The organism is Pseudomonas sp. GCM10022186 (assembly GCF_042656385.1).
Taxonomy (GTDB): Bacteria; Pseudomonadota; Gammaproteobacteria; order Pseudomonadales; family Pseudomonadaceae; genus Metapseudomonas.
This window is the reverse complement of record NZ_JBHSOU010000075.1, coordinates 35328-61430: the sequence shown is the minus strand read 5'-3', so window position 1 is coordinate 61430 and position 26103 is coordinate 35328. Positions and strand designations below refer to the sequence as shown.

The window sequence follows — 26103 nt, the reverse complement described above, 5'->3', positions numbered from 1 at the left end:
TGCCCCGGGAGGTAGGGTGGACAGCGCCTTTTTGTCCACCAGCGAAGCCGGGCCGGACGCCCATGGTGGATCGATGAAGCGTGATCCACCCTACGAAAGGTGGCCGGGGCTCTGGCCGCGGTGTTCCTGGAAATACTGGCGGAAGAACTCCACCGTCACCCGGATCTTCGCCGAGGTGGCCAGCGGTGCGGCGTACACGGCCCAGATGTTCGCCGGCTGGCTGTACTCCGGCAGTACCTGTACCAGGCGGCCATTCTCCAGGCTTTCGCCCACGTCCCACCAGGAGCGCAGGGCGATGCCACGGCCGTCCACCGCCCACTGGTGGACGATCTCGCCGTTGTTGGCCGAAAGGGGCCCGGTGACTTTCACGCTTTCCTCGCCCGCCGGCCCCTGCAGGCGCCAGAGGCCGAAGGGGTGGTCGCGCTCCTTGATCACCAGGCAGTCGTGGCCGGCCAGCTCCGCCAGGCTGCCCGGTTCGCCCTGTCGCGCCAGGTAGGCGGGCGATGCGCAGAGGATGCGGCTGTTCTTCGCCAGCGGCTTGGCGATCAGGTTGGGGGCGATGTTGTCGCCGATGCGGATATCCAGGTCGAAGCCTTCGTCGATCAGGTCCACCAGGCGGTCGGACAGGTCCAGGCGGATATCCAGGGCCGGGTAGCGTGCCGACAGCTCCGAGAGCGCCGGCGCCACGACCCGCCGGCCGAGGCCGAAGCTGCTGACGATGCGCAGTTGCCCGCGGGGCTCCTGGTGCAGCTCGGAGACTTCGTCGGTCATCCGTTCCACTGCCTCGAAGATGTGCTGCGCCCAGCGGTACACGCGCTCGCCGTCCTCGCTCACCGCCACGCGCCGGGTGGTGCGGTGCAGCAGGCGTACACCCAGGCTTTCCTCCAGCAGGCGGATGCGCTTGCTGACGAAGGCGGGGGAGGTCCCCATTTCCGCGGCCACGGCGGCGAAGCTGGAACGGCGGGCCACCAGGACGAAGACGCGGAGGTCTTCCAGGTTGGGCAGACTATTCACGATTCGTGTCTTATCTATCAATGAAGCGCTGGATTATCTTTGCGAGGAGTCCTTATAGCATGGTCGACACCCCGCCTGAACCAGGCGCTTCAGCAAAGGCACGACCAGCATGAGCAAGACATTCAAGATCGCCGCCATCGCCGGCGACGGCATCGGCAACGAAGTACTTCCCGAAGGCCTGCGGGTCGTCGAGGCTGCGGCCAGGAAATGGGGCCTGGAGCTGTCCTTCGAGACCATCGAGTGGGCCAGCTGCGACTATTACCTGCAGCACGGCAAGATGATGCCCGACGACTGGTTCGAGCAGCTCAAGGACTTCGATGCCCTCTACTTCGGCGCCGTGGGCTGGCCGGACAAGGTGCCCGACCACATTTCCCTCTGGGGCTCGCTGCTGAAGTTCCGCCGTGATTTCGACCAATACGTGAACATCCGCCCGGTGCGCCTGTTCCCCGGCGTACCCTGCCCGCTGGCCGGCCGCGAGCCGGGCGATATCGACTTCGTGGTGATCCGCGAGAACACCGAGGGCGAGTACTCGTCCCTGGGCGGGCGCATGTTCGAGGGCACCGAGCACGAGTTCGTGCTGCAGGAATCGGTCTTCACCCGCCGTGGCGTCGACCGCATCCTCAAGTACGCCTTCGACCTGGCCCAGACCCGCGAGCGCAAGCAGCTGACCGCCGCCACCAAGTCCAACGGCATGGCGGTGAGCATGCCCTACTGGGACGAGCGGGTCGCCGCGATGGCGGAGAAATACCCGGAAATCAAGTGGGACAAGCAGCACATCGACATCCTCTGCGCGCGTTTCGTGCTGCAGCCGGACCGCTTCGATGTGGTGGTGGCCTCCAACCTGTTCGGCGACATCCTCTCCGACCTGGGCCCGGCCTGCGCCGGCACCATCGGCATCGCGCCCTCGGCCAACCTCAACCCGGAGCGCAAGTTCCCGTCGCTGTTCGAGCCGGTGCACGGTTCGGCGCCGGACATCTACGGCCGCAATATCGCCAACCCCATCGCCATGATCTGGTCCGGCGCGCTGATGCTGGACTTCCTCGGCAATGGCGACGAGCGCTACAAGGCCGCACACGACGGCATCCTGCGCGCCATCGAACAGGTGATCGCCGAAGGCCCGGTCACCCCTGACCTGGGCGGCAAGGCTTCTACCCAGGAAGTGGGCAAGGCGATCGCCGACGCATTGTGAGATTGATCCGGCCGCCCGTTCCAAACGGGCGGCCGGCATTTTTCCGCAGGCGATAAACGGCCTGCGAATTGTCCGACAGGAGTTGCTTTGAAGGCGTATTTCGGACAAGCTGTTAACCAATGGATTAACGTAAACCAATGATTAACAAATAGCGTAGTCCGGTGACCTCCCTGCCTGATGGGGGCCCGGGGTATCCAGTTCCAGGAGACATCGATGTCCAACAACAATAAGAAAGACATGTTCTTGATCACGGCGAGCCTGATCGCCGTGGCCTTGACCGTGATCGGCCTTGCTGCGTTTCCCGCCGAGTCGGAGGCCCTGGCCAACCGCCTCTTCGAGATTTCCACCCGTACCTTCGGCACCACCGTGCAATTGTTCGTTTTCGGTAGCGCCCTGGCGGTGCTGTACCTGGCCTTCAGCAAGTACGGCAACATCCGCCTCGGCAATGGCAAGCCGGAATACACGACCATGACCTGGGTGTTCATGTTCATCTGCGCCGGCATGGGTTCCTCGACCCTCTACTGGGGCGTGATGGAGTGGGCCTACTACTACCAGACCCCTGGCCTGAACATCGCCCCCGGCACCCGCGAGGCGCTGGAGCACAGCGTCAGCTACTCCTTCTTCCACTGGGGCATCAGTGCCTGGGCGCTCTACGCGCTGTCTTCCCTGGCGCTCGCGTACCACTTCCATGTGCGCAAGAAGAGTGGCCTGGGTCTGGCTTCGATCATCGAGGCCGTCACCGGCTTTCGCGCCAACGGCCCGGTCGGCCGGCTGGTTGACCTGATCTTCCTGCTGACCATGTTCGGCGCGCTGACGGTTTCCCTGGCGCTCACCGCATCCACCCTGACCCGCGGCCTGGCCGGCCTCACCGGCATCCCGGACACCTTCGTCACCCAGCTGGTGGTGATTGGCGCCGTGGCGGTGATCTTCTCCCTGAGCTCCTACATCGGCATCGACGGCGGCATGCAACGCCTGTCGAAGATGGTCTGCGTGGGCGCGCTGGCCTTCGCCGGCGTGGTGTTCCTGATGGGCCCGACCCAGTTCACCCTGAACAACACCGCCAACGCCATCGGCCTGATGATCCAGAACTACGTGCACATGAGCCTGTTCACCGACCCCTCGGGCGATGGTGCCTTCACCCGTAACTGGACGGTCTTCTACTGGCTCTGGTGGGTGTCCTACGCGCCGGGCGTGGCCATGTTCGTCACCCGCGTTTCCAAGGGCCGCAAGATCAAGGAAGTGGTCGCCGCGCTGCTGCTCGGCGGTAGCGTCGGCTGCTGGTTCTTCTTCGGCGCCCTGGAAAGCTACAGCATGCACCAGTTCATCACCGGCGCCATCGACGTGCCGCGCATCCTCAGCGAGCAGGGCGGCGAGACCGCCGTGGAAATGCTCCTGACCGCGCTGCCCTTCGGCAAGGTGTTCCTGGCGCTGTACCTGTTCATCATGGCGGTGTTCTGCGCATCCCACATGGATGCGGCGGCCTACGCCGTGGCGGCCACCAGCACCCGTAACCTCCAGGAAGGCCAGGACCCCACACCGACCCACCGCCTGTTCTGGTGCGTGATGCTGACCCTGATCCCGCTGGCCATGCTGTTCGCCAAGGCCTCGCTGTCCACCATGAAGACCGCCGTGGTGCTGACCGCGATCCCCTTCCTGGTGATCCTGCTGACCAAGATCTACGGCTTCTTCAAATGGATGTTCGAGGACTACGCCAGCATGCCGGCCCACCTGATCGAGGAAGAAGCGGTGCGCCGTGGCCTGGACGAGAGCGTCGAGCCGCCGAAAGCGGAAGAGGGCGTACGCCTGAACACCGCCACCGCGCAATGAGTTGAGTTGTGCCCACTTCTGCACACGGATGTGCAGGGTAGGTTGGGCTGAAGCATGAAGCCCGACGCTTCGGAACGATGGTCATGCATCCAATGTTGGGCCTCGCAAGCTCTGCACCAACCTACAAAAGCGATTTCAAATTTTTTTGCCCTATCTGTTAACTGACAGATTTGCGTTAACCATAAGTAAATGGCTGTGATGGCCCGGCCTTGCCGGCGCCTTGAAAATGCCTGGAGTACAGAAGATGAACGACATCCAACGCCTGCCCGCAGACTTCTGCGCCAACCCGGACGTGGCCTACACTATTCCGGCCAGCTACTACACCCGCCCGGAGATCTTCGATCACGAGAAGGAAAAGATCTTCGCCAACAGCTGGGTCTGCGTCGGCCACCGCAGCGAGGTCGCCGAGAACAACGCCTACATCACCCGCGAATACATCGGCGAGAGCATCATCGTCGTGCGTGGCCGCGATGCTGAGCTGCGCGCCTTCTACAACGTCTGCCCGCATCGTGGCCACCAGCTGCTGCAAGGTGACGGCAAGGCGAAGAACGTCATCACCTGCCCCTACCACGCCTGGACCTTCAAGCTCGACGGCGAGCTGGCCCACGCGCGCAACTGCGACCACGTGGCCGACTTCGACAAGGCCAATTCCAGCCTGGTGCAGCTGCGCGTCGAGGAATATGCCGGATTCATCTTCGTCAACATGAACAAGGATGCCGGCAGTGTCGAAGAGCAGCTGCCCGGCCTCGAAGCGCGCCTGCGCCAGGCCTGCCCGGTGGTGGATGACCTGCACCTGGCCGCCCGCTTCGTCACCGAGACCCCGGCCAACTGGAAGTCCATCGTCGACAACTACATGGAGTGCTACCACTGCGCGCCGGCCCACCCGGGCTTCTCCGACTCCGTCGACGTCGGCCAGTACACCCACACCATGCACGGCAACTGGTCGCTGCAGTACGGCGTGGCCAAGCCCTCGGAGAAATCCTTCAAGTTCGACGAGTCGGTCAAGGACCCGTCCTTCAGCGGCTTCTGGGCCTGGCCCTGCACCATGTTCAACGCACCGCCCGGCGGCAACTTCATGACCGTGATCTATGAGTTCCCGGTCAGCGCCGAAGTGACCCTGCAGCACTACGACATCTACTTCCTGAACAAGGACATCACCCCCGAGCAGCAGTCGCTGATCGAGTGGTACCGCGACGTCTTCCGTCCGGAAGACCTGCGCCTGGTGGAGAGCGTGCAGAAGGGCCTGAAGTCCCGTGGCTACCGCGGCCAGGGCCGGATCATGGTGGACAGCCAGCGCAGCGGCCAGAGCGAGCACGGCATCGCCCACTTCCACAACCTGATCGCCGTCGCCCACCTGGACCGTTGATGGCCGTGGCCGCCGCGGCAGCGCGGTGGCCCGCCTCGCGAGGAGGAATTTTCGAGTGAACCTGAAAGACAACGACCTGTTCCGCCAGCAGGCCTTCATCGCCGGCGCCTGGTGCGACGCCGATGCTGGCCGCACGGTGGACGTGACCGATCCGGCCAGCGGCGAACTGCTGGGCCAGGTGCCCGACATGGGCGGCATGGAAACCCTGCGCGCCATCGAGGCCGCCGACGCCGCGCTGCCCGCCTGGCGCGCCCGTACCGCCAAGGAGCGCGCGCAGATCCTGCGCCGCTGGTTCGAGCTGATGCTCGAGCACGAGGACGACCTGGCGCGCCTTATGACCCTGGAGCAGGGCAAGCCCCTGGCCGAGGCCGTGGGCGAGATCCGCTATGCCGCCTCCTTCATCGAGTGGTTCGCCGAAGAGGGCAAGCGCGTCTACGGCGACGTGATTCCCTCGCCGGCCGGCGACAAGCGCCTGCTGGTGATCAAGCAGGGCATCGGCGTCTGCGCCGCCATCACGCCCTGGAACTTCCCCTCGGCGATGATCACCCGCAAGGTGGCGCCGGCCCTGGCGGCGGGCTGCACCATAGTGGTCAAGCCGGCCAACGAGACGCCGTTCTCCGCCCTGGCCCTGGCCGAACTGGCCAAGCGCGCCGGCGTGCCCGACGGCGTGCTGAGCATCGTCACCGGCGACGCGGTGGCCATCGGCGCCCAGCTCACCGGCAATCCGCTGGTGCGCAAGCTCAGCTTCACCGGCTCCACCCCGGTGGGCCGCCTGCTGATGGGCCAGTGCGCGCCCACCATCAAGAAGGTTTCCCTGGAGCTGGGCGGCAACGCCCCATTCATCGTCTTCGACGACGCCGATATCGACGCGGCGGTGGAAGGCGCGCTGGTCGCCAAGTACCGCAACGCCGGCCAGACCTGCGTCTGCGTCAACCGCTTCTATATCCACGATGCCGTCTATGACGCCTTCGCCCAGCGCTTCGCCGCACGGGTGAGCGAGCTGCGCGTCGGCCATGGCCTGGAAGGCGGCTCCCAGATCGGCCCGCTGATCACCGGCAAGGCCCTGGACAAGGTCCGCAGCCTGATGACCGACGCGCTGGAGAAGGGCGCCGAAGTGCTGGTGGGCGGCGAAGCCCACGAACTGGGCGGCAACTTCCTCCAGCCCACGGTGCTGACCGGCGTGGCGCCGGGCATGCAGCTGCTGGACGAGGAAATCTTCGGCCCGGTGGCGCCCCTGGTGCGCTTCTCCTCCGACGAGGAAGTGGTGCTTCTCGCCAACGACACCCTCTACGGCCTGGCGGCCTATTTCTACAGCCGCGACATCGGCCGCGTGTGGAAGATCGCCGAGCAGCTGGAGTACGGCATGGTCGGCATCAATACCGGCCTGATCTCCAACGAGGTGGCCCCCTTCGGTGGCGTCAAGCAGTCCGGCCTCGGCCGCGAAGGCTCGAAGTACGGCATCGAGGACTACCTGGAAATGAAGTACCTGTGCCTCGCCGTGTGATGGCGGGCACCACGCACCATCAGGGCGGCGCCTGGCGCCGCCCGCAGTCGCAGCAGAGGTGAACGATGGCCAACCCCTATGAAATGATGCCTGCCCGCGTGACCGCGGTGGAGCAGGCGACCCCCCTGATCAAGCGCTTCACCCTGGAGCGCGCCGACGGCCAGCCGCTGCCGGCCTTCACCGGCGGCAGCCACATCATCGTGCAGATGAAGGGCGCCGACGGCCGCCAGTTCAGCAACGCCTATTCCCTGATGAGCGACCCGGCCGATACCTCCAGCTACCAGATCGGCGTGCGCCTGGAAGAACAGTCCAAGGGCGGTTCGTCCTTCATGCATCAGCAGGTGGAGGTGGGCACCGAGCTGGTGATCTCCAGCCCGAACAACCTGTTCGCCATCGATCCTGCCGCCGGCAAGCATGTGCTGATCGCCGGCGGCATCGGCATCACGCCGTTCCTCTCGCAGTTGCATGACCTGGGCCGGATGGGCGCCCGCTATGAGCTGCACTATGCCTTCCGCAGCCCGGAGCATGGTGCCTTCCAGGCCGAACTGGGCGACGGCCCCCATGCCGAGCAGGTGCGTTTCTATGTCGACAGCCTGGGCACCTCGCTGAACCTGGCCGATCTGATCGGCGATCTGGACGCCGATGCCCACCTCTACGTCTGCGGACCCAAGCCACTGATCGATGCCGTGATTGCCACCGCCAAGGCCCAAGGTATCGCCGACGCCCGCGTGCACTGGGAACAGTTCGCCGCCGCCCCCGCCAGCGGCGGGGCCTTCACCGTGGTGCTGGCCCAGTCCGGCCGCGAACTGCAGGTGGAGGAGGGCATGACCATCCTCCAGGCCATCGAGAAGTCCAATGCCGCCCAGGTGGAGTGCCTGTGCCGCGAAGGCGTCTGCGGCACCTGCGAGACGCGCATCCTCGAAGGCGAGGCCGAGCATTTCGACCAGTACCTCTCGGACGAGGAAAAGGCCGCCCAGCAGACCATGATGCTCTGCGTCTCCCGTGCCCGTGGGCAGCGCCTGGTACTCGATCTGTAAGGCCGCGTCCGGGTACCCGAGCCGGCGGCGTGTATACTGCGTCGCCTGGCTCAGGGACACGCTCGCCATGACAGAAAACAGCTTCGCCTTTCGCCTCAAAGAACTGCTCGAACACCAGAAACTGACGCTGCAGGCCGTGGCCACCGTGCTCGGCATCTCCCGCACCGCCGTGCACAAGTGGACCCGTGGCGGCGAGATCGACTACGACAACCTGCGCAAGCTGGCCAGCTTCCTCAAGGTCAACTGGATCTGGCTGCGCTATGGCGACGAGGCCCTGCAGGACGCCCAGCACGTGGAAGTACAGGACCTGCCCATGACCGATGTGCGGCGCAAGTACACCGCCGAGATCATGGAAAGCGAAGCGCGCATGAAGCTGGCCCAGGAAAGCGCCGGCATCGTCAACTGGGAATGGAACCTGATCACCGACGAAGTCTCCTACTCGGCCAACGTCGAAGCCGTGTATGGCTGGCCGGTGCGCCGCAACGAGGATTTCTGGGCCCACCTGCACCCGGACGATGTCACCGCGCTGCAGGCCATCTATCGGGACTGCGTGGCCGAGGGCAAGGGCTACGAATTCGACTTCCGCATCTACCGCCCCGATGGCGAGCAACGCTGGATCACCTCCCGCGCCACTTCGCTCAAGGATGCCGCCGGGCGCTCGGTGAAGATGGTCGGCGTGAGCCTGGACAGCACCGAACGCAAACGGGTGGAGGAAGAACTGCGGCAGAGCGAGGAACGCTTCCGCGCGATCTTCGAGCTGGCCGGCGGAGCCCTGGCCTACATCGGCCTCGACGGCCGCTGGCAACGGGTCAACCAGCCGCTGTGCGAACTCCTGGGGTACAGCGCCGAGGAGCTTGCCGGGCTGACCTTCCAGGAACTCACCCACCCCGACGACCTCGCGGAAAACCTCGCCAGGGTCAAGCGCCTGCTGAACGGCGAGGTGGCTGTCAGCACCATGGAGAAGCGCTTCCGCCGCAAGGATGGCAGTTACATCTGGGTGAGCGTGCGCGCCTCGGTCCAGCGCAACGCCCGGGATGGCAGCCCCGAGCACATCATCAGCGTCTACGACGACATCACCGCCCTCCGCGCGGAACGCCAGGCACTGGAGGCGCGCATCGCCGAGCTGGAAGAGCAGCTCCGTGCGCTGAAAGGCTGAACCCGCCTTCCGCGAATGAATTCGCTCCCACAGCCATGTAGGGGGATAGCGCTTTTCTATCCACCAGCGAGGCGGTGCAGGACACCGATGGTGGAAATCCCGAAAGGGATTTCCACCCTACGCGGCGCTTGGCAAATGAATTCGCCCCTACAGGCCGCTCAACCCATCCGCGCATAACTCACCGTCAGCATCTCCCACTGATGCCCGTCCGGCTCATTCCAGTAGACGATGCGCCCGCCATGCTGCGTATCCACCTGATGATCCACCGGGCCGTGCACGGTGCTCCGATAAGCGATCCCCGCCGCCCTGATGCGCCCGAGGATGGCCTCGAACTCCACCGGGCTCACCCGGAAGCAGTAGTGGATCAATGGAAAGGGTTCGTCCCACTGATCGAAATCCAGCGTCAGCCCGTCGTTCACATACACCGGCACGAAAGGGCCGATGCCGGTCTCGGACCAGGGCACCCCGAGCAGTTCCGCCAGCAGCTGCGCCGACTTCAGCTTGTCGCGGGCCGGCACCATCAGGTGATCGAGCTGAATGGCCATGGCAACCTCCCTGCAGGTTTGCGCCTTCCACCCGATCTAACTGCAGCGCACAAACGCCGCACCCGCCAATCCGCCTGACGAGGGGTGCCTAGTGCTGCTCCCCGGCGCGCTTGAGCAGCTGCTTGCAGCGCTCGGACAGGTGCACCACGCGCAGGTGCTTGCCGGCCTTGGCGTAGCGCTCGCGCAGGGTCTTCAGCGCGGCGATGGCCGAGTAGTCGACGAAGCTCAGGTGGCGGCAATCCAGGGTCACCCGGGCAGGGTCGCCGGCCGGGTCGAACTGGTTGAGGAAGGGGGTGGTGGACGCGAAGAACAGCGTGCCGTGCAGGCGGTACAGCTTGCTGCCGTCCGGCTCCTCGTTGCCATCGGCGTAGAGCTCGCGGGCATGGTGCCAGGCGAAGTTCAGCGCGGCGATGACGATGCCGCAGAGCACTGCGGTGGCGAGGTCGGTGAACACGGTGATGACGGTTACCGCGATGATCACCAGCACATCGTTGAACGGCACCTTGCCTGCGACCCGCAGCGAACCCCAGGCGAAGGTCTGCTGGGCCACCACGAACATCACGCCCACCAGTGCGGCCAGCGGTATGCGCTCGATCAGCGGCGAGAGGAATAGAACGAACAGCAGGATCATTACCCCGGCCACCATGCCCGAGAGCCGGCCACGGCCACCGGAACTGAGGTTGATCACGGTCTGCCCGATCATGGCGCAGCCGCCCATGCCACCGAAGGCGCCGGACACCAGGTTGGCGGCACCCAGGGCGACGCACTCGCGGTCCGGATAGCCGCGGCTCTCGGTGATTTCGTCGGTGAGGTTGAGGGTCAGCAGGGTCTCCAGCAGGCCCACCATCGCCATCAGCACTGCGTAGGGCGCGATGATCGCCAGGGTTTGCAGGTTCCAGGGAACCTCCGGCAGCGCCAGGGCAGGCAGGCCGCCGGCGATATGTGCCATGTCGCCCAGGGTGCGGGTGGGCAGGCCAAGGAAGTAGACCAGCAGGCCGACGCCAAGGATCGCCACCAGCGCCGGCGGCACTGCGCGGGTCAGGCGTGGCAGCAGGTAGACGATGGCCATGGTCAGCGCCACCAGTCCCAGCATCAGGTACAGCGGCGTGCCGCTCAGCCAGTCGTCATCGGCCTTGAAATGCTCCAGCTGGGCCAGGGCGATGATGATCGCCAGGCCGTTGACGAACCCGAGCATCACCGGGTACGGCACCATGCGCACCAGCTTGCCCAGGCGCAGCAGGCCGAAGGCGACCATGATCAATCCGCCCAGCAGGACCGTGGCCAACAGGTACTGCACCCCGTGCTGGACCACCAGCGCCACTATCACCACGGCCATGGACCCCGCCGCGCCCGAGACCATCCCCGGGCGGCCGCCGAACAGCGCAGTCAGGGTGCAGATGATGAAGGCACCGTAGAGCCCCATCAGCGGGTTGAGGTGGGCGACCAGGGCGAAGGCGATGCATTCGGGCACCAGGGCAAAGGAGGTGGTGAGTCCGGCCAGGACATCGGCGCGCAGGCGGGGTGGTTTCATGGTGTACCTGGAATCAGGGCCGGCAAGGCCGGCCTCGGGAACGAGCGGGAAAATGGGGCGCGGATGTTACGGAAATGAAGATGATGCGGCCAGCGGCAAGGGGCGACTCTGCGGTCGATCCGGGACTTGTGGATGCCCGGGCATCGGCATCCGGTGCCTTGAGCCAGTTCGCCTTTCGCGAATGAATACGCACGACCGCCGTTGTGGCTGAGGCCACGAAGCCCAACCTGAGGAGCCGGTGCGGGAATCGTTGGGCTGCTCAACGGCCATGGCAACCTCCGTGCAGCTTTGCCCCTTTCGCCCGAATTGACTGCAGCGCAGATCCGCCGCCGGCACCAGCCCGCCTGACGAGGGGTGCCTCGCCCTCAGATTGCCAGGCTGTCCACCACGCCGCCGTCCACTCGCAGGGCCGCGCCTGTGGTTGCCGAGGAGAGCGGCGAGGCGACGTATGTCACCAGGTTGGCCACTTCTTCCACCTCCGCCACGCGCTGGATGATGGAGCTGGGACGCTCCCGGCGGACGAAGTCGTTCGCCTCTTCCCGGGCACTGCGCCCGGACTGGCGCATGGCATCCGAGACCATGGCTGCCACGCCCTCGGTGAAGGTCGGGCCCGGAAGTATGGCGTTCACCGTGACGCCGGTGCCGGCCAGGCGCTTGGCCAGGCCATGGGAGACCGCCAGGTTGGCGCTCTTGGTAACGCCGTAATTGATCATGTTCGCCGGGATGGCGATGCCCGATTCGGAGGAAAGAAAGATCACCCGGCCCCATTTCCGCTGCACCATCGCCGGGATGTAGTGACGCGCCAGGCGCACTCCGGAGAGCACGTTGATCTCGTAGAAGCGCAACCACTCCGCGTCGTCGGTGGCGAAGAAATCGACATCGTTGTAGATCCCCAGGTTGTTGACCAGGATGTCGGCGCGGGGCTCGGCGGCGAACAGCACTTCGGCGCCCGCCTGGGTTCCCAGGTCTGCCACCACGCCACGGGCCTTGCCGCCGCTGGCGGTGATGCCGGCGACGGCTTCGTCGACTGCGGCCGCGGTGCGGCCGACTATCACGACTTCAGCGTTGGCCAGGGCCAGGCTCCGGGCGATGCCCAGGCCGATACCGCCGGTGGATCCGCTGATGACAGCGGTTTTGCCGCTCAGATCGATTTGCATGTTTCAGGTCCTCTCCGGTGTTCGGCAGCGCTGGTTGGCTGCCGGTGATCATTGGGCTCTGGGCAGCATCCTAGAATCGGCGTATAAGACCGTCCATGACGGACTTGGTCATACTTGAGTCCTTGGGGGACATATGTTGGATCTCAGACAGCTTCGCTATTTCGTCGCCGTGGCCGAAGTCGAGCACGTCGGTCGCGCGGCGGAGCAGCTGCACATTTCCCAGTCTCCCCTGAGCCGGCAGATCGCCCAGTTGGAGGATCGTCTCGGCCTGCTGCTATTCGAGCGTAGCCAGCAACGGTTGCGCCTGACGTCCGACGGAAGGACTTTCCTCCATGAAGCCAAGGCGTTGCTCAAGCATGCCGAGCGCCTGGAATCCCTGGGACGGCGCCTGGGCCGGGGCGAGGAGGGCGGGCTGTGCATCGGCTACGTCAGTCACGCGATCCATGCCGGTGTGCTGCCCGAGGCCCTGCGCACGGTGCGCGAGCAGCGCCCCGGTATTCACATCGCACTCTACAACCTCAGCGCACAGGAGCAGTTCGAGGGACTGCGCCAGCGCAGCCTGGATATCGCACTGGTTTGCGAGGCTCCGGCAGAGGATGACCCCGACCTGCTGGCGGCCTCGGTGTTCAAGGATCCCCTGTACCTCGCGCTGCCCGTCCAGCATCCATTGGCGGGGAAGGCGGTCATCGAACCGGCCGACCTGCACGAGCAGGACTGGATCATGGTCGAAGGTCAGCTGCAGCAGCACCGGCGCGAGCGCTTCCTGGCCAGTTGCGTGGAAGCGGGCTTCACCCCGCAGATCAGGTTGGAGGCCGCCGAACCCCTGAGTGCACTTGGTCTCGTTTCCGCCGGCCTGGGGTTGGCCCTGATCCAGCGGAGCATCAAGGGCGAAGGCAATGCCAACGTGGTGTTGCGGGAGCTGCCATGGCTGCATCAGGGCGTCGAGCTCTGGGCGGCCTGGCACCGGGTCGACCTGAGGCCGATCGTCGGTGACTTCCGCCAGATGGTGCTGGCCGGAGCGCAAGACTGAAGTTAGCCCACTGACAGTGCTTCAGCATGATTTTCCGGCAGGACTTTCTGAACACAATCGAAGGTTCTGGAGAGTATTGCCGGTGGGCAATGTCGATCGTCCACGACATGAATGAAAGTTGTGTCAGGACGACTCTAACGAGTTCTTCTCATGCTGCCTAATGAAAATGCTGGATTACCTGATAATGCTCCGTTATCGGCGGTTCGGTGTTGATTCGCCAGTTGCCCGGCTCGTGATTTTCCAGCAATTATGTATTGCTGCCTTCGCAAGTATCGGCTCATCGCGAAAGTTATAATTCCCGCCTGCCTTCCGTGAGAACTCACCGCCATGTTCCCTTCCCTGGAAAACATCGCCGCGCGTTTGCGTCTGAAGCAGCTGCGGCTGCTCATCGAACTCGATAACCATGGCTCGCTGCACAAGGCGGCCGAGGAAATGGCGATATCCCAGCCGGGGGCGACCAAGGTCCTGCGGGAAATCGAGTCCATCCTCGGAATGCCCTTGTTCGACCGGCAACCCAAAGGGCTGGTGCCCAACGATGTGGGGCGCTGCATCACGCGCTATGCGCGCCTGATCTACAGCGACCTGGCGCACTTGCGGGAGGAGGTGATGGGCATCACCCAGGGCGAGGGCGGGCGTCTATCGGTCGGGGTCGTCATGGGCGCCGTTCCATTGTTGAGTCGCGCCCTGAGCCGCCTGCGGCAGAAACAGCCGGCCCTGTCGGTGGAGGTGGTGGAGAACACCAGTGCCAGCCTGCTCGGCCTGCTGGACGAGGGACGGCTGGACCTGGCCATCTGCCGAACCGGCGTCAGTCGCAGGGCCAGTGCCTACCAGAGCGTGGCCCTTGGCGACGAACCCCTTTCAGTGGTCGCCACGCGCAACCACCCCTTGGCGGGTGCCACCCACCTGGAAATCAGCGAACTCAGTCATTACCGCTGGATCGTCTACCCGGTGCAGATGCCCATGCGCCAGGCCCTGGAGCGCGAGTTGAGCGAGGCGGGGCTGGAAGTGCCGCGCTATCCGCTGGAAACCTCATCCACCTTCGCCACCATGATGCTGCTGCAGGAGGACCCCAGGCTGGTGGCGGTGATACCCCGCGAGGTGGCCGAATTCGCGGAACGCTTCGGCGTGCTTGTGCAATTGCCGGTTTCCCTGCGGGCCCTGGTCGAACCCTTCGGCGCGGTCAGTCGTGCGGGCACTGAGCTTTCGCCTTCCGCACGGCTGCTGCTGGAGGAACTGCTGAGCGAGTGTTGAGGGCCCCGCCAATCCGTGGAGGGCGGGGCCAGGTCTGCCTGATTCAGCGGATGGGGGAGAAGGCGGCCGGCATCAGCAGCTTCGATTCCTGCCTGATCAGCATGGGGAAAGCCTTGGGCACGAAGCGGGTCAGCCAGTCCTGGTCTTCGTAGAGCGCCGCCCGTTTCCTGATCCGGTCGTCGAGGCTCTCGTAGGCCCATATGTGCACGACCTGGTTCAGTTCGCCGATCTCGGTGTACCACCAGCCCACCAGGGTCGTGTAGCGGGAGATCACTGGCAGGCCTTCGGCTTCGAAGTGCTGCAGGTATTCCTTCATCTTGCCGATCTGGATGGTGTAGGTACGCATTTCGTAGAACATCTGGAGGTTTCCTCGGATGTGCGGCTACCCGGCGCTCAGCGAGTGCCGTGGTAGGCGTGGGTGATGATGGTTTCGACGTCTGCGGCGGTGGTCAGGCGGGGGTTGACCAGCACATTGCCGCTACGCATGGAGTCGCTGACCATCTGTGGCAGGAGATCCAGGCTGACGCCCAGGTCCTTGATGTTGTCGGGAATGCCCAGCGCGGCGTTCAGCTCCACGACGAAGTCCACCACCTCGCGCGCGGCGGCCAGGTCGTCCAGGCCGGTGATGTCCCGGCCCAGGGCGATGGCGATCTCGCGGAACCGCTCCGGGCAGGCCGGCAGGTTGAAGCCGATCACGTAGGGCAGCAGGGTGGCGTTGGCGATGCCATGGGGAATGTTGAACACGCCGCCGAAGGTGTGGGAGATGGCATGCACGTTGCCCAGTTTCGATTGCGAGAAGGCGACGCCGGCAAGGAAGGAACCGAGCAGCATGTTTTCCCTTGCCTCGGCGTCGCTGCCGACGAAATAGGCCTTGCGCAGATTGGCGCCGATGAGGCGGATGGCCTGGATGGCCAGGGCCTGGCTGATCGGGTTGGCCTGTCTGGAGACATAGGACTCGATGGCGTGGGTCAGTGCGTCCATGCCCGTCGCCGCGGTGATGGCCGGTGGCAGTTTCCAGGTCAGTTCGGCATCGAGGATGGCCAGCCTGGGGAACAGCCGCGGGCTGACGATGACCGTCTTGAACAGCGTCTGCCTGTTGGTGAACACGGTGGAGGCCGTGCATTCGCTGCCGGTACCCGAGGTGGTCGGGATGGCGAAGATCGGCAAGGGCGCGTTCGGCAGGCGGTCATAGCCCTCGTAGTCGAGGATGCTGCCAGGGTTGGTGGCCATGGCCGCCACACCTTTCGCAGTGTCGATGCTGCTGCCGCCACCGACACCTATGACCGCATCGCAACCGCTGGCCTTGAGTACGGCCACCGCCTGGTCCAGCACCTCGGTGCTGGGGTTGGGCTCTACGCCGGAAAAGACTTCGAAGGGTATCCGCGCGTCTGCCAGGGACTGGAAAAAGCCTTCGAGAACGCCTGACTTGATCAGGCCTTCGTCGGTGATGACCAGCAGCTTTTCGCGCAGGTAGGGCTTGAGCAGTTGGCCGGCCTGCCGGGCCAGGCCGTTGCCGGATTTCAGGAGAGTGGGAAAGAAGAACTGGAACTGGTTCATGGCAGCCTCGTGAGCAGTCCGCCGGGGTGAGGGCACCGGCAGCGTCAGGTTCGAAAAGTGTCGGATCAGGCCTGCGAAATCCGCAGAGGAGGAGGGGGCGACAGGAGTGCGGCGAACATGGAATTTCCCTTCTTATTGATTGGCTGTTTCAAGTTGCGCAAAAGCAACTTCGCAGTCGAAGCTACAAATCAACCATTGCACTTCCAAATGAAAAGAGCTGATCTGCGGATAACCCCTGGTTATCCGCCTTTTGCTCGGGATGCTATTTCGACGTGCTGCCGGATATGGCCGGCAAGAAGATCAGGATCAGTTATCCCCCAATCATGAAGTTTCATTACGCAGGATCGACCCTGTGATTTAAAAAGTTACTCCGCCCACTCTTCCATTGCTCTTCCGCGCTTGACTGGCCTCTGCATTCCAGTGGGCTGGCGTGACCTTTCTCGACCCGACAATCACAAGAATGAGACACATCATGAAAATACCTTCCCCGGACGCGACTACCTTCCAGGCGCTGAATGCCAGCCGGCCCACGAACGTGCGCTGGCGCATCTTCCTGATCATGTTGCTGCTCACCGCCATCAACTACATCGACCGAGCCTCGCTGTCGGTGGCGATGCCGCTGATAGCCCCCGAGTTCGACATCTCACCGGCGATGGAGGGGCTGCTGCTGAGTGCCTTCTTCTGGTCCTACGCGCTGATGCAGATACCCGGTGGCATCCTGCTGGATCGCTACCAGTCCCGCGGGATCATCGGGGTCGCCACCGTCAGCTGGGGTCTGTTCCAGGCGCTGGGCGCGGCCTCGCACAACTGGCTGGTGCTGCTCGCGACGCGTATCGGCCTGGGGGTTGCCGAATCGCCCATCTATCCGGCCGGCGCCAAGCTCAACAGCGCCTGGTTGACGCCGAACGAGCGTGGCCGTGGCGCGGTGCTGGTGGACGGCGGCGCGCCACTGGGCAGCGCCCTGGGCGCCATCATCATTTCCGCTCTGATCGCCTGGCTGGGCTCCTGGCGGGTGGCCTTCGTGGTGGCGGGCGTCGGCACCGTCCTGGCCGGGATCCTGGCCTGGAAGTACATCCGCAACCACCCGGGCGAACACCCGGGGGTCAACGAAGCCGAGTTGCAGCACATCACCTCGGCCAACGCCGGATCCCGCAGTGCTCGCCGGGAACACAACCCGCCCTTGCGAACCCTGCTGAAGGATCGCTCCATCCTTGCCATGTTCGCGGGCTACAGCTGCGTGTGCAGCGTGTTCTACGGCCTGCTGACCTGGATGCCGAGCTACCTGCACAAGGCCCATGGGCTGGATATCTCGGCCATGGGCGGCGCCACCTTCCTGATCTTCATGTGCGGCTTCGTCGGGGAGTTGATCGGTGGCTGGATCGGCGACCGCTGGAAATCCGCCGGAGCCTCACCGAACCTGGTCATGCGCAGCATGTTCAGCGGCTCGGCCCTGGTGGCCGCGGCCTGCATCCTCGGCGCGGCCTACGTTTCCAGTGCCCCCGTGGTGATCGGCCTGCTCTGTGTGGCGATGTTCTTCATCCGCTGGTGTGGCATGTACTGGTGCCTGCCGACGATCATCGGCGGCCCGGCAAGGACCGGCGTGCTGGCTGGCGCCATGAACTTCTGCGGCAACATGGGTGGGGTGGTGGTGCCTATCCTGATCGGCCTGATCGTGCAGTTCAGCGGGTCCTATTTCCTGGCGCTCATCTTCTTCGTGGTCGTGGCGGCACTGCTGGCGCTGTTCTCCAGCCTGATCGACTACCGCGAGCGGGTTTGAGCGGACATCGCTCCGGCCGATGAATCTCCCCAGCGGTCACGCCTCTTCGCTCCGATGGCGGAGGGGCGCGGCCCTTTGGTTGGAAAATCAGACTTTCAGGGTCTCAAGCGTGTCGAATTATGACTTGGACGGTCTTGATATCTCGCCCATAGGATGAGCCCACAGGAGATCGAAACCGGCTCCTTCAACCACAGAATCCGGAGAACCCCATGAACCTGAAGTCCCTGATCCCTCATCCGCTCGGCTTCGGCACCGCCCCGTTGGGCAACATGTATCGCGCGGTGTCCGAGGAGGAAGTCCAGGCTACCGTCGACGCGGCCTGGAACAACGGCGTGCGCTACTTCGACACCGCTCCCTTCTACGGCGCCGGGCTTGCGGAGTCCCGCCTGGGAGCCGCCCTGGCCGAACGCCCGCGTGACCAGTACGTGCTCAGCAGCAAGGTCGGCCGCATCGTCCTCGACGAACTGGAGGATCCGGCCAGTCGTGAGCTGGGCGAGAAAAGCGGGCTGTTCGAGCACGGCAACAGAAACCGCATCGTCAATGACTACAGCGCCGATGGCACCCTGCGCGCCATCGAGGGCAGCCTGAAACGCCTGCAGACCGACCACCTGGATATCGTCTGGATCCACGACATCGCCCAGGACTTCTACGGCGACGAGTGGCTCGAACGCTTCGAAACCGCGCGCAAGGGCGCCTTCCGCGTCCTCACCCGCCTGCGTGAGGAGGGTGTGATCAAGGCCTGGGGACTGGGCGTCAACCGCGTCGAGCCCATCGAACTCACCCTGGACCTGGAAGAGCCGAGTCCCGATGGCTTCCTCCTTGCCGGCCGCTATTCCTTGCTGGACCACGAGCGCGCCCTGCAGCGGGTGATGCCAACCGCCGCCGAGCGGGGTGTCGGCATAGTCGTCGGCGGCCCCTACAGCTCCGGGGTCACCGCCGGCGGCGAGCATTTCGAGTACCAGAAAGCCCCGGCGCCGGTATTGGCCAGGCTCGCGCGGATTCGCGCGGTCGCCCAGCACCATGCAGTCGACATCAAGGCCGCGGCCCTGCAGTTCGCCCTGGCCAATCCGGCGGTGGTGGCGGTGATTCCCGGCTCGACCCGCCCGCAGCACGCCAATGAGGATCATGTCGCCTTGTCGGCCGTTATCCCGGCGGCTTTCTGGCAAGAGCTGCGCGAGCAGGGGCTGATCTCCCCGCAGGCGCCGGTTCCGTCCAACTGAAGAACTCTCCAGGTCCGGCATCCGCCGGGCCTCTCTGCAGAACCTGTTTTTTCGATTCAGGGGCCGAGGCCCCGGGAGATATCGCCATGAGCAACGCCTATGCATCCGTAGAACTTCAAGCCAGCGCCGAGCAGGTATGGCAATTGATCGGTGGCTTCGACTCGCTGCCCGACTGGCTGCCCTTCATTCCCCAGAGCGGACTGAGCGAGGGGGGACGCGTGCGGACCCTGAAGTCCGTCGACGGCGACGTCATCATCGAACGCCTGCTGGACTTCAGCGAAAGCCAGCGGAGCTACAGCTACACCATCCTCCAGGGGCCGGCGCCGGTGCGGGATTACCAGTCCACCCTGCGCGTGCAGGCGCAGGGCCGGGGTTCCAAAGTGGAATGGTTCGGCTCGTTCACCCCCGAGAACATCAGCGAGGCGGAAGCTCAAGCCATGTTCGAGGGGATCTACAAGGACGGCCTCGCCGCATTGAAACAGGCCATGGAGGGTTGATCGACGCCCGGCGATCCCGCTTCTGAAGTCGGGATCGCCGTTTGTCCCTGGCTGTCGGGAGGCCGTCAGAAGGTCCCCGGATAGGCGCCACCATCCTGCAGCAGGTTCTGGCCGGTGAGGTAGCCGGCATGGGCGCTGCACAGGAAGGCGCAGAAGGCGCCGAACTCGTCCGCATTGCCGAAGCGCCCGGCCGGAATGCGACTACGGCGTTGCTCCGCCACGTCTTCCACGTCGTGTTGCCCCTGGGCGGCGGCCTTCAAGGTCTTCTGCAGCCGCTCGGTATCGAACGCGCCGGGCAGCAGGTTGTTCAGGGTGACGTTGCAGGACGCCAGCCGGGACTGGCGCGCCAGGCCGGCGATGAAGCCGGTCAGGCCACTGCGTGCGCCGTTGGACAGCCCGAGCACGTCGATGGGCGCCTTCACCGCCCCCGAAGTGATGTTCACCACACGGCCGAATCCCCGTGCCGCCATGCCGTCCACCGTTGCCTTGATCAACTCGATGGGGGCGAGCATGTTGGCATCCAGTGCCTTGAGCCAGTCCTCACGGGTCCAGTCGCGGAAATCTCCCGGCGGCGGCCCGCCGGCGTTGTTCACCAGGATGTCCACCTGCGGGCAGGCGGCGAGCAGTGCCTCTCGCACCTCGGGCCGGGCCACGTCGCCCACCACGCTGCGGACTTCGATGCCGGCATTTTGCGCACGCAACTCGCTGGCGGTCTGTTCCAGCGCCTCGCTGCCACGGGCGTTGATCACCAGGTTCACACCTTCCCGGGCGAGGGCGGCGGCGCAGCCCTTGCCCAGTCCCTTGCTGGCGGCGCAGACGATTGCCCATCGCCCCGCGATTCCCAGGTCCATGTCATATCTCCTCGAAGTGAGTCGGCGAATCCGGGGCGCCGCTGTTGGCGCTCCGGAGCGTTCCGGGATCGAAGATCCGGCCGCTCAGGATAGGGGTTTGTGGTTCCTCGGGTGTAGTGCCTACTCTTGATAAAAATTCAAAAGTATTTGGCTCGGGCAGGTATTTTTTAGAAAAGTGTTCAGCCTGCAGACTTCGTGGCCTCTCAATTCCGAACAGGGACCACGGATATGCCACTCGCTCTGCTTGCGCTGACCCTGAGCGCCTTCGCCATCGGGACGACCGAGTTCGTGATCGTCGGCCTGATCCCCACCATCGCCAGTGACCTTGGCGTCACGCTGCCCTCGGCCGGGCTGCTGGTCAGCCTGTATGCCCTGAGCGTGGCCATCGGCGCGCCCTTGCTGACCGCGCTCACCGGCCGGGTGCCGCGCAAGCTGCTGCTGGTGGCGTTGATGGCGCTGTTCACCGCCGGAAACCTGGTGGCCTGGCAGGCCCCGGGCTACGAGTCGCTGATCGTCGCACGCATCCTCACCGGGCTGGCCCATGGCGTGTTCTTCTCGGTCGGCTCGATCATCGCCACCAGCCTGGTGAGCAAGGACAAGGCCGCCAGCGCCATCGCCACCATGTTCAGCGGCATGACCGTGGCCTTCGTCACCGGTATCCCCCTGGGTACCTTCATCGGCCAGCACTTCGGCTGGCGTGTCACTTTCCTGGTGGTCGCTGCCTTCGGCCTGGTGGCGCTGCTCGGCGCGCTGCTGTTCGTGCCCAGGGGCATCGCGCACAACCCGCCGGCGCCGTTGCTGCGCCAGGTCCGTGTGCTGCTGCAACCACGCCTGCTGCTGGTCTATGCGATGACCGCGGTGGGCTATGGCGGTTCGCTGATCGCCTTCACCTTCCTGGCGCCGATCCTCCAGGACATCGCCGGCTTCGAGCCGGGCATGGTCGGCGCGGTGCTGCTGGCCTACGGCCTGTCGGTGGCGGCGGGCAACCTGTGGGGCGGCCGGCTGGCCGACCGCAAGGGGGCGGTGAGCGCGCTCAAGACCATCTTCCTGGCCCTGTCCGTGGTGCTCTTCGTGCTCACCTTCACTGCGCCCAACCCCTGGCTGGTGGTGCTGACGGTACTGGCCTGGGGCGCGGTGGCCTTCGGCAATGTGCCCGGCCTGCAGGTGTACGTGGTCCAGCAGGCCGAGAAGGTCGCGCCCGACGCCGTCGACGTGGCCTCGGGTTTCAACATCGCCGCCTTCAACCTTGGTGTGGCCGGCGGCTCCTGGGGCGGTGCGCAGGTGGTCAGCCAACTGGGCCTCGCCCATACGCCCTGGATCGCCGCACTGGTGACCCTCGGCGCGCTCGGCCTGACCGTTCTCAGCGGCCGCCTGGACAACCAGGCACAAGCCCGCCTGGCCAGTGCCTGAATCCCTTTTCCGATACGTCCCCCACTCACTCCAAGGAGATTTCCATGAGCATTCCCGAATTTGGTGTCGGCACCTTCCGCCTGCAGGGGCAAACCGTGATCGACTCGGTTCGTAACGCCCTCGAACTGGGCTATCGCGCCATCGACACGGCGCAGATCTACGACAACGAGGCCGATATCGGGCAGGCCATGGCCGAATCCGGCGTGCCCCGTGACGAATTGTTCGTCACCACCAAGATCTGGGTCGCCAACTACGCCCGCGACAAGCTGCTCCCCAGCCTGGAGGAGAGCCTGGCCAAGCTGCGCCTCGACCAGGTCGACCTCACCCTGATCCACTGGCCGGCTCCGGGCAATGGCGTCGCGCTGGAGGAGTACATGGAGGCGCTGGCGCAGGCCAGGGCGCAGGGGCTGACCCGGCAGATCGGCATCTCCAACTTCAATATCGACCTGACCCGGCAGGCCATCGAGGTTGTCGGCCGCGAGGCGATCGCCACCAACCAGATCGAGCTCAGCCCCTACCTGCAGAACCGCGCCCTGGTCGAGTTCCTGCAAGCGCAGGGCATCCGCGTTACCTCCTACATGACCCTGGCCTATGGCAAAGCGCTCAAGGACCCGGTCATCGGCGAGATCTCCGCCAAGCACCAGGCCACGCCGGCACAGGTGGTCCTGGCCTGGGCGCTGCGGCTCGGCCACGCGGTGATTCCGTCCTCCACCCGGCGCGAGAACCTCGCCAGCAACCTGATCGCCCGGGAGTTGCAGCTGGATGACGAAGACATGGCGCGGATCGCCGAGCTGGAGCGTAACGGCCGCGAGGTCAGCCCCGACGGCCTGGCGCCGGTCTGGGATTGAGAACGCCGGTGCCGCACGGGATTGCCGACGGCGCCCTGTGTCCGACCGACTACCCGACGCTGGCGCAGGCCGGCGTCTGCACCCCCTGGAGATTCCCAACGTGAAACCAATCAATCGTCTCGTGCTCGCCTCGGCGATCGCCCTGGCCAGCCACAGCGTCGTTGCCGCCGACTGGTATCCCTCGGCCTACGGCGCGAACGACGAGATCGGCGCCGCCAACCTGCTCACCCCGGACCTGGTGTTGCAGGCGACGAAGCTGGTGAAGTCCGGCAAGACCTATCCGCTGGCGGTGCCGGTCAGCAAGGACCTGCCGGCGTTCCGCCACCGCAGCTTCAAGCTGTACAACATCCAGCCCGGCGAGCAGGCGGGCGAGACCCTCGGGCCGAACAAGTTCACCTTCAACGATGAACTGGTGAACGCCTGGACCGGAGTCGGCACGCAGCTCAACGGCATCGGCCATATCGGCATCGACAACCTCTACTACAACGGCAACAAGGCGGCCGACTTCGTCACGGTCGAGGGCGTGACCAGGCTGGGCATCGAGAAGGTTCCACCGCTGGTGACCCGCGGCGTGGTGCTGGACATGACCGCGCACTACGGCCAGGCCGTAGTGCCGGGCGGCACCGAATTCAAGGTGGCCGACATCAAGGCGGTGCTGGCGAAGCAGGGCATCAGCCTGCGCAAGGGCGATGTGGTGCTGTTCAATACCGGCTGGCTGGAACTGATCGGCAAGGACAATCGGCAGTTCCTCGATACCGAGCCGGGCATCGGCATGGAAGCGGCAGAGTGGCTGGCCGACCAGGGCATAGTCGCCTTCGGTGGCGATACCTGGGCTTCGGAGGTCTATCCCAATCCCTCGGTGGCCGCGGAGTTTCCGGTCAATCAGTTCATGCTGGCCAAGCGAGGCATCTACAACCTGGAGCTGATCGACAGCCGAGCGCTGGTTCGTGACAAGGCGTGGGAGTTTCTCTTCGTATTGGGGCAGCCCCTCTACGTGGGTTCCACCCAGGTCAACATCAATCCCGTGGCGATTCGATGAGGACGCCCATCGACGCCGTCATTCGCAGGTCACGGATATCCGTTGGTGGGCGCATCGGCGCGCCACCGATTCTCAGGGGCCGGTGGTGACCAGGGCCCGCTGGCGTTTGGCAGGGGCGCTGGTAGGGAACAGCGCCCGGGTCGGTCGAAAACGGGCCAGGGCACAGGCCGCGGCGATCCGCTGACGCTGCTGCCCGCTGGCCAGCACCTCCAGGCAGCGCCGTTCGTTCAGCGCCGCGCCGAGGAGGTACGGGGTGCCCGCCTGGAAACTCCGCTGGTTCGCCTGCCACCAGGCCTGCACCAACTGCGGGTCGGGCCAGGGCAGGTCCTGGTCCGGGTCCATGGCCACGTTCGGATCGTCGGGGTCGTCCGTGGGGCCGGCGTCGTAATCGGGGGTCGCGACCGATTCGAGGTCCAGGAGGGCCAGGTCGGCGCCGGTGATCAGGCTGAACGCCTCGCCGGCCACCCGGGCCTGGGGCAGGTCGCCCATCTGCTGGATCAGCCAGGGAATGCTCACCGGGTCACCGAGTAGGCCGGCGCCCTTGATCAGCAGGCGGCGCTGCCCGGCATCCTGGGTGAGGCCGCGCAGCCAGGCCATGGAGGTCTCGCGCTTCTGCCAGCACAGCAGCACGTCGAACGCACGGTCACAGTGCTCGCCCGGCTGTTCGGCGAATGGCCGCAGTGGCCCCAGGGCTTCCTCGTCGCCCATCTGCGCCGTCGCCCAGTTGGACCAGAAGCGCAGGTTGTCGTCGGCATGCAGGCGATGGGCACGAATCGCCGGCATCAGGTCGCGCCGCCGCAGCTCGCCGGCGGTACGCGCCGCGCGGGCCAGTACGCCGGGGTCGGTATGGGATAGGCCTGCCAACAAGGCCGCTCCGGGATCGCGCCGGTGCATGCCGCAGGCGGCCAGACCGAGGCGGCGGAACAGGGGCTCGGGAGAGGCGAGCATGCGCTCGATCCAGGGCGATACGTGCTCCCAGTCGAGCCAACCCAATGCCATCCGATAGCCAGGCTCCGTTTCTCCTGCACTCCGCAGGTGCTCGCTGAGCCGCATCAGCACCTGGGCATCCCCCGACTCGAAGGCCAGCACCGTACTGGCGAACATCTCGCCGACAGCGTGCGGGCCGAGCCGCGCCAGCAGGGCTTCCAGCCCTGTGGGGCCGGAGATTCTCAGACCGTCCAGGTGGGCTTCGATGCGGCCATCCAGGATGGCCAGATGCTTGAGGTCGTAATGCGGGGCGCGCACGGCATAGCTGCGCAGGAGGGCGAGGAAGGAGGCTTCTTCGGCATGTTGTTCGATAACGGCAGGAACCGAGTTCACCGAGAGCCTCGTGCGCCAGGTCTGGAAGGGGCTGTGTGCGCCATTCACTGATGCGCTGTCGTTACACGATCCTGCGCCACTGAGTGCCATCGAAGGACATGAGATCGAACTCGCCGTTCGACCACATGACACCTTCGGCAGCGCTTAGCTGATAGCAGGATTTCGGACGATCATCGCCAAAGTTCACCGGCGCCAACTGATCGTCTTTCAGTTGATAGACGTTCGACATGGTGGAGGCGTAGAGATGGTCCATGAACCACTCCAGGTCCCAGATGTCATCGCTGGTTTCCGATTGATCGATGACGCTCCATGTATTGTGGCGTCCTTGCAGCAGAACCCCTCTATGGCCTGCCGCGTAGACGACGCCGCCAGGTGCGCACTTGACCGAAGTGAGTGTCACCGAGGTGGGGGAGTCACATGACTGCCAACGCTGGCCGTCGAAGTGCCATATCGCACCCTCTCGACCCACTGCGTAGATTTCTTCAGCCGAGAAGCCGTGAATCGCCTGGGCATTGAACGTATCTGGTAAACCTTCGTCGATGCGTACCCAATGCTTGGGACCATCGAAGCGGTAGGCGATACCCCTCAGGCCGACGGCGAAGGCGCGCCCATCGATGGTCGCTACCGAGCGGATACCGCCTGTTCGCGGCGTTCCGGGCGCTGGCGTACTGTCGTCGAATATATCTCCAGCGCTGGTACCGCTTGCCATGATCGCCGAGTAGTAGCCGGCACCAGACACCGCGATGAGCCCAAGTTCGGGTTGCGAGACCATGGTGATCGAGTGGGCGTCGTAGTTGGCCTCGCCTCGCGTGAATACGCCGTCCTTGTACTTGAAGGTAATGGCATGGGGGATGTCGGCGGCTTCCCTGGCCGGGTCGGCGGCATAGATATAGCCCAGGCCGGGCTGGCGCACGACGGCGGTGCGCATGATGAGTCCTTTCAAGGGGGTGTCGGCCATATGAGGCTCCTCCAGGATC

Annotated in this window: 23 protein-coding genes; 14 read left to right on the top strand and 9 right to left on the bottom strand. The window is 65.0% G+C overall.

The annotated features are described in order from the left end of the window. Positions 1 to 90 precede the first annotated feature (90 nt). Positions 91 to 1014, bottom strand: a complete 924-nt coding sequence (locus ACFPU0_RS27845) for a LysR substrate-binding domain-containing protein (protein ID WP_377696527.1) — start codon at positions 1012 to 1014, stop codon at positions 91 to 93. A 109-nt stretch (positions 1015 to 1123) separates the two neighbouring features. Here ACFPU0_RS27845 and ACFPU0_RS27840 point away from each other — a divergent pair, with 109 nt between their 5' ends. The 6 genes from ACFPU0_RS27840 (at position 1124) to ACFPU0_RS27815 (ending at position 9093) form a co-directional block, all read left to right on the top strand. Next, positions 1124 to 2203 (top strand): tartrate dehydrogenase, encoded by a 1080-nt coding sequence (locus ACFPU0_RS27840; protein ID WP_377696526.1) that lies wholly within the window; start codon positions 1124 to 1126, stop codon positions 2201 to 2203. A 213-nt stretch (positions 2204 to 2416) separates the two neighbouring features. Next, the gene (locus ACFPU0_RS27835; RefSeq protein WP_377696525.1) at positions 2417 to 4030 is read left to right on the top strand and encodes a BCCT family transporter; all 1614 of its coding nucleotides are present in this window, start codon (positions 2417 to 2419) and stop codon (positions 4028 to 4030) included. Positions 4031 to 4274: 244 nt separating this feature from the next. Next, complete coding sequence (locus ACFPU0_RS27830; protein WP_377696524.1) at positions 4275 to 5396, top strand: aromatic ring-hydroxylating oxygenase subunit alpha; 1122 nt, start codon at positions 4275 to 4277, stop codon at positions 5394 to 5396. Positions 5397 to 5451: 55 nt separating this feature from the next. Next, positions 5452 to 6900, top strand: coding sequence for an NADP-dependent succinate-semialdehyde dehydrogenase (gabD, locus tag ACFPU0_RS27825; RefSeq protein ID WP_377696523.1), 1449 nt, complete (start codon positions 5452 to 5454; stop codon positions 6898 to 6900). 65 nt (positions 6901 to 6965) lie between these two features. Continuing rightward, positions 6966 to 7937, top strand: coding sequence for a PDR/VanB family oxidoreductase (locus tag ACFPU0_RS27820; protein ID WP_377696522.1), 972 nt, complete (start codon positions 6966 to 6968; stop codon positions 7935 to 7937). Between the two features lie 67 nt (positions 7938 to 8004). Further along, positions 8005 to 9093 carry a PAS domain S-box protein gene (locus ACFPU0_RS27815; RefSeq protein WP_377696521.1) on the top strand — a complete coding sequence of 363 codons (1089 nt, stop codon included), beginning with the start codon at positions 8005 to 8007 and terminating at the stop codon, positions 9091 to 9093. A 158-nt stretch (positions 9094 to 9251) separates the two neighbouring features. On the opposite strand, the gene ACFPU0_RS27810 is transcribed toward ACFPU0_RS27815, so the two are convergent. The 3 genes from ACFPU0_RS27810 to ACFPU0_RS27800 form a co-directional block, all read right to left on the bottom strand. Further along, a complete protein-coding gene (locus tag ACFPU0_RS27810; RefSeq protein ID WP_377696520.1) occupies positions 9252 to 9638 on the bottom strand; it encodes a VOC family protein in 387 nt (128 codons plus the stop codon). Between the two features lie 88 nt (positions 9639 to 9726). After that, the gene (locus ACFPU0_RS27805) at positions 9727 to 11169 is read right to left on the bottom strand and encodes a SulP family inorganic anion transporter (protein WP_377696519.1); all 1443 of its coding nucleotides are present in this window, start codon (positions 11167 to 11169) and stop codon (positions 9727 to 9729) included. 365 nt (positions 11170 to 11534) lie between these two features. Continuing rightward, the gene (locus tag ACFPU0_RS27800) at positions 11535 to 12326 is read right to left on the bottom strand and encodes an SDR family NAD(P)-dependent oxidoreductase (protein WP_377696518.1); all 792 of its coding nucleotides are present in this window, start codon (positions 12324 to 12326) and stop codon (positions 11535 to 11537) included. A 133-nt stretch (positions 12327 to 12459) separates the two neighbouring features. Here ACFPU0_RS27800 and ACFPU0_RS27795 point away from each other — a divergent pair, with 133 nt between their 5' ends. Together ACFPU0_RS27795 and ACFPU0_RS27790 are read left to right on the top strand one after the other, a co-directional pair. Continuing rightward, complete coding sequence (locus ACFPU0_RS27795) at positions 12460 to 13356, top strand: LysR substrate-binding domain-containing protein (protein WP_377696517.1); 897 nt, start codon at positions 12460 to 12462, stop codon at positions 13354 to 13356. A 327-nt stretch (positions 13357 to 13683) separates the two neighbouring features. Next, entirely contained in the window at positions 13684 to 14607 is a 924-nt protein-coding gene (locus ACFPU0_RS27790) for a LysR family transcriptional regulator (RefSeq protein WP_377696516.1), read from the top strand. Between the two features lie 43 nt (positions 14608 to 14650). Here the strand turns inward: ACFPU0_RS27790 and ACFPU0_RS27785 are convergent, their stop codons facing one another. After that, complete coding sequence (locus ACFPU0_RS27785; protein WP_377696515.1) at positions 14651 to 14965, bottom strand: NIPSNAP family protein; 315 nt, start codon at positions 14963 to 14965, stop codon at positions 14651 to 14653. A 35-nt stretch (positions 14966 to 15000) separates the two neighbouring features. Next, positions 15001 to 16164, bottom strand: a complete 1164-nt coding sequence (locus ACFPU0_RS27780; RefSeq protein WP_377696514.1) for an iron-containing alcohol dehydrogenase — start codon at positions 16162 to 16164, stop codon at positions 15001 to 15003. 472 nt (positions 16165 to 16636) lie between these two features. Between ACFPU0_RS27780 and ACFPU0_RS27775 the strand changes: the two genes are divergently transcribed. The 3 genes from ACFPU0_RS27775 (at position 16637) to ACFPU0_RS27765 (ending at position 19658) form a co-directional block, all read left to right on the top strand. Further along, complete coding sequence (locus ACFPU0_RS27775; RefSeq protein WP_377696513.1) at positions 16637 to 17941, top strand: MFS transporter; 1305 nt, start codon at positions 16637 to 16639, stop codon at positions 17939 to 17941. A gap of 209 nt (positions 17942 to 18150) precedes the next feature. Then, on the top strand, positions 18151 to 19161 hold the full coding sequence (locus ACFPU0_RS27770) for an aldo/keto reductase (RefSeq protein ID WP_377696512.1): 1011 nt from the start codon (positions 18151 to 18153) through the stop codon (positions 19159 to 19161). 86 nt (positions 19162 to 19247) lie between these two features. Next, the gene (locus tag ACFPU0_RS27765; protein WP_377696511.1) at positions 19248 to 19658 is read left to right on the top strand and encodes an SRPBCC family protein; all 411 of its coding nucleotides are present in this window, start codon (positions 19248 to 19250) and stop codon (positions 19656 to 19658) included. 65 nt (positions 19659 to 19723) lie between these two features. Here the strand turns inward: ACFPU0_RS27765 and ACFPU0_RS27760 are convergent, their stop codons facing one another. After that, the gene (locus tag ACFPU0_RS27760; protein ID WP_377696510.1) at positions 19724 to 20509 is read right to left on the bottom strand and encodes an SDR family oxidoreductase; all 786 of its coding nucleotides are present in this window, start codon (positions 20507 to 20509) and stop codon (positions 19724 to 19726) included. Positions 20510 to 20737: 228 nt separating this feature from the next. Here ACFPU0_RS27760 and ACFPU0_RS27755 point away from each other — a divergent pair, with 228 nt between their 5' ends. From ACFPU0_RS27755 to ACFPU0_RS27745, 3 genes are all read left to right on the top strand, one after another. Beyond that, positions 20738 to 21919 carry an MFS transporter gene (locus ACFPU0_RS27755; RefSeq protein ID WP_377696509.1) on the top strand — a complete coding sequence of 394 codons (1182 nt, stop codon included), beginning with the start codon at positions 20738 to 20740 and terminating at the stop codon, positions 21917 to 21919. A gap of 44 nt (positions 21920 to 21963) precedes the next feature. Next, positions 21964 to 22767 (top strand): 2,5-didehydrogluconate reductase DkgB, encoded by an 804-nt coding sequence (dkgB, locus tag ACFPU0_RS27750; RefSeq protein ID WP_377696508.1) that lies wholly within the window; start codon positions 21964 to 21966, stop codon positions 22765 to 22767. 100 nt (positions 22768 to 22867) lie between these two features. Next, positions 22868 to 23806, top strand: coding sequence for a cyclase family protein (locus ACFPU0_RS27745; RefSeq protein ID WP_377696507.1), 939 nt, complete (start codon positions 22868 to 22870; stop codon positions 23804 to 23806). A gap of 72 nt (positions 23807 to 23878) precedes the next feature. Here ACFPU0_RS27745 and ACFPU0_RS27740 read toward each other — a convergent pair whose 3' ends face one another. Both ACFPU0_RS27740 and ACFPU0_RS27735 read right to left on the bottom strand, forming a co-directional pair. Then, complete coding sequence (locus tag ACFPU0_RS27740) at positions 23879 to 25126, bottom strand: TIGR02270 family protein (RefSeq protein ID WP_377696506.1); 1248 nt, start codon at positions 25124 to 25126, stop codon at positions 23879 to 23881. Positions 25127 to 25187: 61 nt separating this feature from the next. Next, positions 25188 to 26084: a hypothetical protein gene (locus ACFPU0_RS27735; protein WP_377696505.1), complete on the bottom strand. Its 897-nt coding sequence runs from the start codon at positions 26082 to 26084 to the stop codon at positions 25188 to 25190. Positions 26085 to 26103: the final 19 nt, after the last annotated feature.